The organism is Pseudomonas sp. P5_B2 (assembly GCF_056400445.1).
Map to the genome: position 1 here is coordinate 1 of NZ_JBFULH010000250.1, position 6200 is coordinate 6200.

The following is a 6200-nucleotide window of genomic DNA, read 5'->3' on the forward strand; positions in this document are numbered from 1 at the left end:
GCTCAAAATTTCTTTCGAAGGTTTGGCCGTGCCAATGTCCATGCCCCGATAGACCAGCGCCGAATCGACACTGATCAGCTCGCAGGGCAGGACTTTGGTCAGTTCGATGGCCAGGTCGGTCTTGCCCGCAGCGGTCGGGCCCATCAGAAAAATCGCTGGAGGAAGCTGGCTCATCAACGACCGCGCAAGAAGAGTTTGTCCAGATCGTCCAGGCCCAATTGGGTCCAGGTCGGTCGGCCATGGTTGCATTGACCGCTGCGCTCGGTGTTTTCCATGTCGCGCAGCAGGCCGTTCATTTCCGGGATTGCCAGGCGCCGATTCGCCCGCACCGCACCGTGACAGGCCATCGTCCCGAGCAGTTCGTTCAGATGGGCCTGAATCCGGTCGCTAGAGCCGTATTCCATCAGGTCCGCCAATACATCACTGACCAGTCGGTTGGCTTCAGCTTGCTTGAGCAAGGCCGGGATCTGTCGAATGGCCAGGGTCTCAGGCCCCAGGCGCTGCAACTCAAAGCCGAGACGCTGGAACCACGCGACGTGCTCTTCGGCGCAATCGGCTTCGCGCTGACTGACGGCCAATGACTCTGGCACCAGCAGCGGCTGGCCGCTCAAGCCTTCACTGGCCATGGCGATTTTCAGGCGTTCGTACATGATCCGCTCGTGAGCCGCATGCATGTCCACCAACACCAGCCCCTGGGCGTTTTCCGACAGGATGTAAATACCCTTGAGCTGCGCCAGTGCGTAACCCAGTGGAGGAATGTCATCCTGCCCGGCTGGCAGCGCGACCGCGTTAGCCTCGGGCAGTGGCGCAAAAAACTCGCGATAGGCAGCCTGAGCTTCGGCAACCGGTACCCCGGACTGAGCTCGCGGCGTGTATTGATACTGATAACCGCCGCCTGCGCCTGAGCCAGCCGGGGTATTGAACGACGGCTGCGCCTGGGGTTGCTCCAGCAGCGCATTGGCCGCCAGGCGCATCTCGCCCTGAGGGCCGAATTCACCGGCGTCGAGGCCGGTCGGTCGCACGATGGCCGTCGCAATGGGTGCGGCCAGATGATCTTCCGGCCGCACATCGCCTAATGCGCGGTGCAAGGTGCCATAGAGGAAATCGTGAACCATGCGCCCGTCACGGAAGCGAACTTCGTGCTTGGTCGGGTGCACGTTGACGTCGACACCTGCCGGATCCACTTCAAAAAACAGCACAAACGTTGGATGGCGGCCATTGAACAACACGTCGCGATAGGCCTGGCGCACCGCGTGGGCCACCAGTTTGTCGCGCACCGCGCGGCCATTCACAAAGAAGTACTGCAAGTCCGCCTGGCTGCGGTTGAACGTCGGCAAACCGACCCAACCCCACAAATGCAGGCCATTGCGCTCGATTTCGATCGGCAGCGCCTGTTCGAGGAATCCCGAACCGCAAATGGCCGCCACACGCCGGGCACGCGCCGCGTCGTCACGGGCTTCGTGCAGGCTGAGGATGGTTTTGCCGTTGTGTCGCAAATGGAACGCCACGTCGAAACGCGCCAGCGCCAGACGCTTGATCACTTCTTGCAGGTGATCGAATTCGGTTTTTTCAGTCTTGAGGAACTTGCGTCGCGCCGGGGTGTTGAAGAACAGGTCGCGAACTTCCACCGAAGTGCCCACCGGATGGGCGGCTGGCTGCACGCGAGGCRCCATATCCCGGCCTTCGGTCTCGACCTGCCAGGCCTGATCGGCATCGCGGGTGCGGGACGTCAGGGTCAGGCGCGCCACGGAGCTGATCGACGCCAGGGCCTCACCACGGAACCCCAGGCTCATGACCTGTTCCAGGTCCTCAAGATTACGAATTTTGCTGGTGGCGTGTCGGGCCAACGCCAGCGGCAGGTCATCGGCAGAAATACCACTGCCGTCGTCGCGCACTCGCAGCAGCTTGACGCCACCTTGCTCGACATCGACATCGATGCGTTTGGCGCCGGAGTCGAGGCTGTTTTCCAGCAGCTCTTTAATCACCGAAGCCGGACGCTCAACCACCTCGCCGGCGGCAATCTGGTTCGCCAGTCGCGGGCTGAGCAGCTCGATGCGGGCGCTGTTGGTCACGACTTGATTCATTCTTTAGCCGCCAACTCAGTGCCTGGAATGGTCAGGTGCTGACCGATCTTCAGTTCATCGCTCGACAGGTTGTTGGCGTTGCGCAGCGTCGCTGGCGACACCTGATAACGCACGGCAATCATCGCCAGGGTCTCACCCGGATTGACCCGGTGATCACGAGGACCTTGAGCGATTTTTCCGGAATCACGCAGCCACGCAATGTAAGTGCCCGGCGGTGGATTCTGCTGGAAGAACTGACGCACGCCGCTGCTGATCGACCGCGCCAGCGCCTGCTGGTGATTCGATGCCGCAAGCTTGGAGGCTTCGTTGGCGTTGGAGATGAACCCCGTTTCAACCAGGATCGATGGAATGTCTGGTGACTTCAGCACCATGAACCCGGCCTGTTCCACACGTTGTTTGTGCAACGGTGTAACGCGACCGATGTTGCTCAGCACTTTCTGGCCGACGTCCAGGCTGGACGTCAGCGACGCCGTCATCGACAGGTCGAGCAGCACACCCGCGAGCATGCGGTCCTTGTCATCGAGGCTGACGTTGCCGGCACCGCCGATCAAGTCGGAGCGGTTTTCACTGTCCGCCAGCCAGCGGGCGGTTTCCGATGTAGCGCCACGATCAGACAGGGCGAACACAGAAGCACCGAATGCGGCGGCAGAAGGCGCGGCGTCGGCGTGGATCGAAACGAACAGGTCAGCGCCTTTCTTGCGGGCGATTTCGGTACGGCCGCGCAGTGGAATGAAGTAGTCGCCGGTGCGGGTCAGTTCGGCACGGAAGCCTTTCATGCCGTTGACCTGACGCTGCAATTCGCGGGCGATGGCCAATACCACGTCTTTTTCCTTCTGACCGCGAGAGCCTGAGGCGCCCGGGTCTTCGCCGCCGTGGCCGGCATCGATCACTACAAGGATATCGCGCTTACCGGCCGGTGCAGGTGGAAGCTTGATCGCAGGTGCAACTGGCGTGACCGGCACTGCCGGCGCCGTGGCGACCGAAGGGATCGGGGTCGGTGTTGGCGACGGCGACGGCGACGGCGAGGAATCGGCCGCGCTATCAAACAGATCAACCACCAGCCGGTTGCCGTATTGGGCGTTCGGGGCCAGGGAGAAGCTTTTCGGGGTCACGGCTTTTTTAAGGTCGATGACCACCCGCAAGTCGGTCGGCGTGCGTTGAGCCGAGCGCATGGCCGTAATGGGGGTATTGGAAGTGTTGACGTTCAGCGGCGCACCGAGTGTCGCACCATTGATGTCGATCACCAGTCGATCCGGAGAAGTGAGGGTGAACACGCTGTGTTGCACAGGCCCGGTCAGATCGAACACCAGCCGTGTGTTGTCCGGCGCACGCCACAGGCGAACGCTATTGACCTTCGAGTCGGCCACAGCGTCGACGGTCACCGCCAAAAACAACAATCCTACGGCAGCTACCATCGCGCGAAAGCGCATACCTGACCCCATCATTTAATTGGTTTCCAATGCCAAAGCGGCACACCAAGCCTCGCCACGCGAGCCCTGGGATAAAATTTTCAGCGAACGCCCGCTGTCTTGCGGGCTAATGGTAATGGTCAGGTCGGGCTTTGGCAAAAAGCCTGCACCTTTATCCGGCCACTCGATCAGGCACAGCGCGTCGTCGTCGAAGTAGTCGCGAATGCCGAGGTACTCCAGCTCTTCCGGATCGACCAAACGGTACAGGTCGAAATGGAAGGCGCGGATCTCGCCGATCTCGTAAGGCTCAACCAGCGTGAACGTCGGACTTTTCACTGCACCGACATGCCCTAATCCCCGGATGATGCCCCGCGACAGCGTGGTTTTCCCCGCCCCCAAGTCCCCTTCCAGAAAAATCAGACCGTGCCCTTGGGTGGTTTTTGCGATGTGTGCGCCAAAAGCGGTCATCGCCTCTTCATCAGCCAGGTACAGGGTTACTTCAGACACGGTGCTTGCTCCTCCAACAACTGACGAATGGCCGGGATCAGATCACTGGCCGCCAGCCCACGGCCATTTTTACCTTGTTGCTCACCTGCATTGGCGTGCAGCCAGACGGCCAGACAAGCGGCGTCGAACGCCGGCATGCCTTGGGCCAGCAGCGCGCCGACCAAACCGGCCAGCACATCGCCCAGACCGGCGGTGGCCATGGCCGGATGACCTTGATGACACAACGCCAGACGTCCATCGGGGCTGGCGATCAGGCTGCCAGCGCCTTTCAATACCACGACAGCTGTATATTTCTTGCTCAGTGCATGCGCCACTGCCGGACGATCAGCCTGCACTTGGGCGGTGCTGATCCCCAACAACCGCGCTGCTTCGCCAGGATGCGGCGTGATCACGCAATCCTTGGGCAAAATCACCCGTTCTTCGGCCAGCATGTTCAACGCATCGGCGTCCCAGACTTGCGGCAACGGTGCATTGGCCGCCGCCGACAGCAAACTGCGCCCCCAGGAAGCCTGCCCCAAGCCGGGACCGACCACCAGTACAGAAACTTTTTGCAGCAGTTCCATCAGCTGGTTGGCCGATGACGTGCCCAGAACCATGGCTTCGGGGAGTCTAGCCAGCGCGGCGCCGACATGCTCACTGCGAGTGGCCACGGAGACCATGCCGGCCCCGCTGCGCAGAGCGGTTTGTGCACTCAGGAGGATCGCACCACCTAAACCGCGATCACCACCGATCAGCAACACATGGCCGCATTTGCCTTTGTGGGACGTCGGCGTTCGGGGGACAAGGCGCGGCAAGTTACCGGCCATCAAGCGACGAGCGCTGACCGACGCGGCCTCAACCAGCTGTGGATCAGCGTGTAAATCGTTGAAAACCAGTTCACCGACGACGTCTGCGGCATCACCGGTAAACAGCCCCAGCTTCAACCCGATGAAGGTCACGGTGAGATCGGCGTGCACCGCCGCGCCAAGGACGCGACCGGTATCGGCGCAAAGGCCCGAGGGGATATCCACCGCCGCCACCGGTAAACCGCAGGCGTTGATCGCCGCGATAGCCTCAGCGTAAGGCGCTCGCACTTCACCTGTCAGACCGGTGCCCAGCAACGCGTCCAGCACGATGCCGCGCAGCTCAGCCTGCGCAGTCCAAGTCTCAATAAAGATGTTCTCGGAAACGGCCTCGGCATACGCCAACGCCGCATCCCCCTGCAAACGTTGGGGATCAGCGACCGCCAGCACCCGCACCGACCAACCCGCTCGTTGGGCCAGCACCGCTACCAGATAACCGTCGCCAGCGTTATTGCCGTGACCGGTCAGCACACTCAATTCATTCGCCGATGGCCACTGCCGAACCATCGCTCGCCAAGTCGCCCGGGCTGCGCGCTGCATCAATTCGAAGCCCTGTGTGCCACTCGCAATCAGGCTCGCATCAAGCCTGCGAACCTGCGCAGCACTATACAGCGCGTCGGGTAAATCATCTTTAGTGTGCGGCATGCGTCTTCAGGCTCCGATGTCTGGCAGAATTATACGCACCTCAGCTCCGGTTTCTCTCGCCTCATGCCCGCTATTACTACAGACCTCCCCGCCCTCGCCCAATCCATCAAGGAGTGGGGTCGCGAGCTGGGCTTTCAACAAGTCGGCATCAGCGGCCTCGACCTGGCGGAGCATGAGCAGCATTTGGAGCGCTGGCTCGCCGCCGGCTACCACGGCGAAATGGATTACATGGGTGCCCACGGCAGCAAACGCTCGCACCCGGAAGAGTTGGTGCCCGGCACGCTTCGGGTCGTTTCCCTGCGCATGGACTACCTGCCCGGCGACACTGAAATGGCCAAACGTCTGGCTCAGCCGGAAAAAGCCTACGTGTCGCGTTATGCCTTGGGCCGCGATTACCACAAATTGATCCGCAAACGTGTGCAACAACTGGCCGATAAAATCCAGGCCGAAATCGGCCCGTTCGGTTTCCGCGCGTTCGTTGACAGCGCTCCGGTGCTGGAAAAAGCCATCGCCGAACAGGCCGGTCTCGGCTGGATCGGCAAAAACACCCTGGTCTTGAATCGCAAGGCCGGTAGTTACTTCTTCCTTAGCGAGCTGTTTGTCGATCTGCCGCTGCCGGTCGATCCGCCCCACAGCACTGAACATTGCGGCCGCTGCACGGCGTGCCTCGACATTTGCCCGACCAACGCCTTCGTCGGCCCGTACGTACTGGA

At 61.4% G+C, this 6200-nt stretch carries 6 protein-coding genes; 1 reads left to right on the plus strand and 5 read right to left on the minus strand.

Going from position 1 to position 6200, the window contains the following annotated elements:
* The 5 genes from AC1DRJ_RS17400 to AC1DRJ_RS17420 all read right to left on the minus strand — a co-directional run.
* On the minus strand, nucleotides 1-174 hold a 174-nt coding region (locus AC1DRJ_RS17400), incomplete at its 3' end, for an isopentenyl transferase family protein (protein ID WP_477803246.1).
* Nucleotides 174-2084, minus strand: a complete 1911-nt coding sequence (mutL, locus tag AC1DRJ_RS17405; RefSeq protein WP_477803242.1) for a DNA mismatch repair endonuclease MutL — start codon at nucleotides 2082-2084, stop codon at nucleotides 174-176. The genes mutL and AC1DRJ_RS17400, both read right to left, overlap by 1 nt.
* Nucleotides 2081-3529, minus strand: a complete 1449-nt coding sequence (locus AC1DRJ_RS17410) for an N-acetylmuramoyl-L-alanine amidase (RefSeq protein WP_477803243.1) — start codon at nucleotides 3527-3529, stop codon at nucleotides 2081-2083. Before AC1DRJ_RS17410 ends, mutL begins: the two co-directional genes overlap by 4 nt.
* On the minus strand, nucleotides 3530-4000 hold the full coding sequence (tsaE, locus tag AC1DRJ_RS17415; protein ID WP_007945600.1) for a tRNA (adenosine(37)-N6)-threonylcarbamoyltransferase complex ATPase subunit type 1 TsaE: 471 nt from the start codon (nucleotides 3998-4000) through the stop codon (nucleotides 3530-3532).
* A complete protein-coding gene (locus AC1DRJ_RS17420) occupies nucleotides 3988-5487 on the minus strand; it encodes an NAD(P)H-hydrate dehydratase (protein ID WP_477803244.1) in 1500 nt (499 codons plus the stop codon). The genes tsaE and AC1DRJ_RS17420 overlap by 13 nt, the downstream gene beginning before the upstream one ends.
* Before the next feature lie 63 nt (nucleotides 5488-5550).
* On the opposite strand from AC1DRJ_RS17420, the gene queG reads away from it, so the two are divergent.
* A partial coding sequence (gene queG / locus AC1DRJ_RS17425; protein WP_477803245.1) for a tRNA epoxyqueuosine(34) reductase QueG occupies nucleotides 5551-6200 on the plus strand: 650 nt, incomplete at its 3' end.

Excerpts from the sequence above, each read along its gene's own strand:
- AC1DRJ_RS17410 (WP_477803243.1), bottom strand. The coding sequence starts at position 3,529 with ATGATGGGGTCAGGTATGCGCTTTCGCGCGATGGTAGCTGCCGTAGGA.
- AC1DRJ_RS17420 (WP_477803244.1), bottom strand. The coding sequence starts at position 5,487 with ATGCCGCACACTAAAGATGATTTACCCGACGCGCTGTATAGTGCTGCG.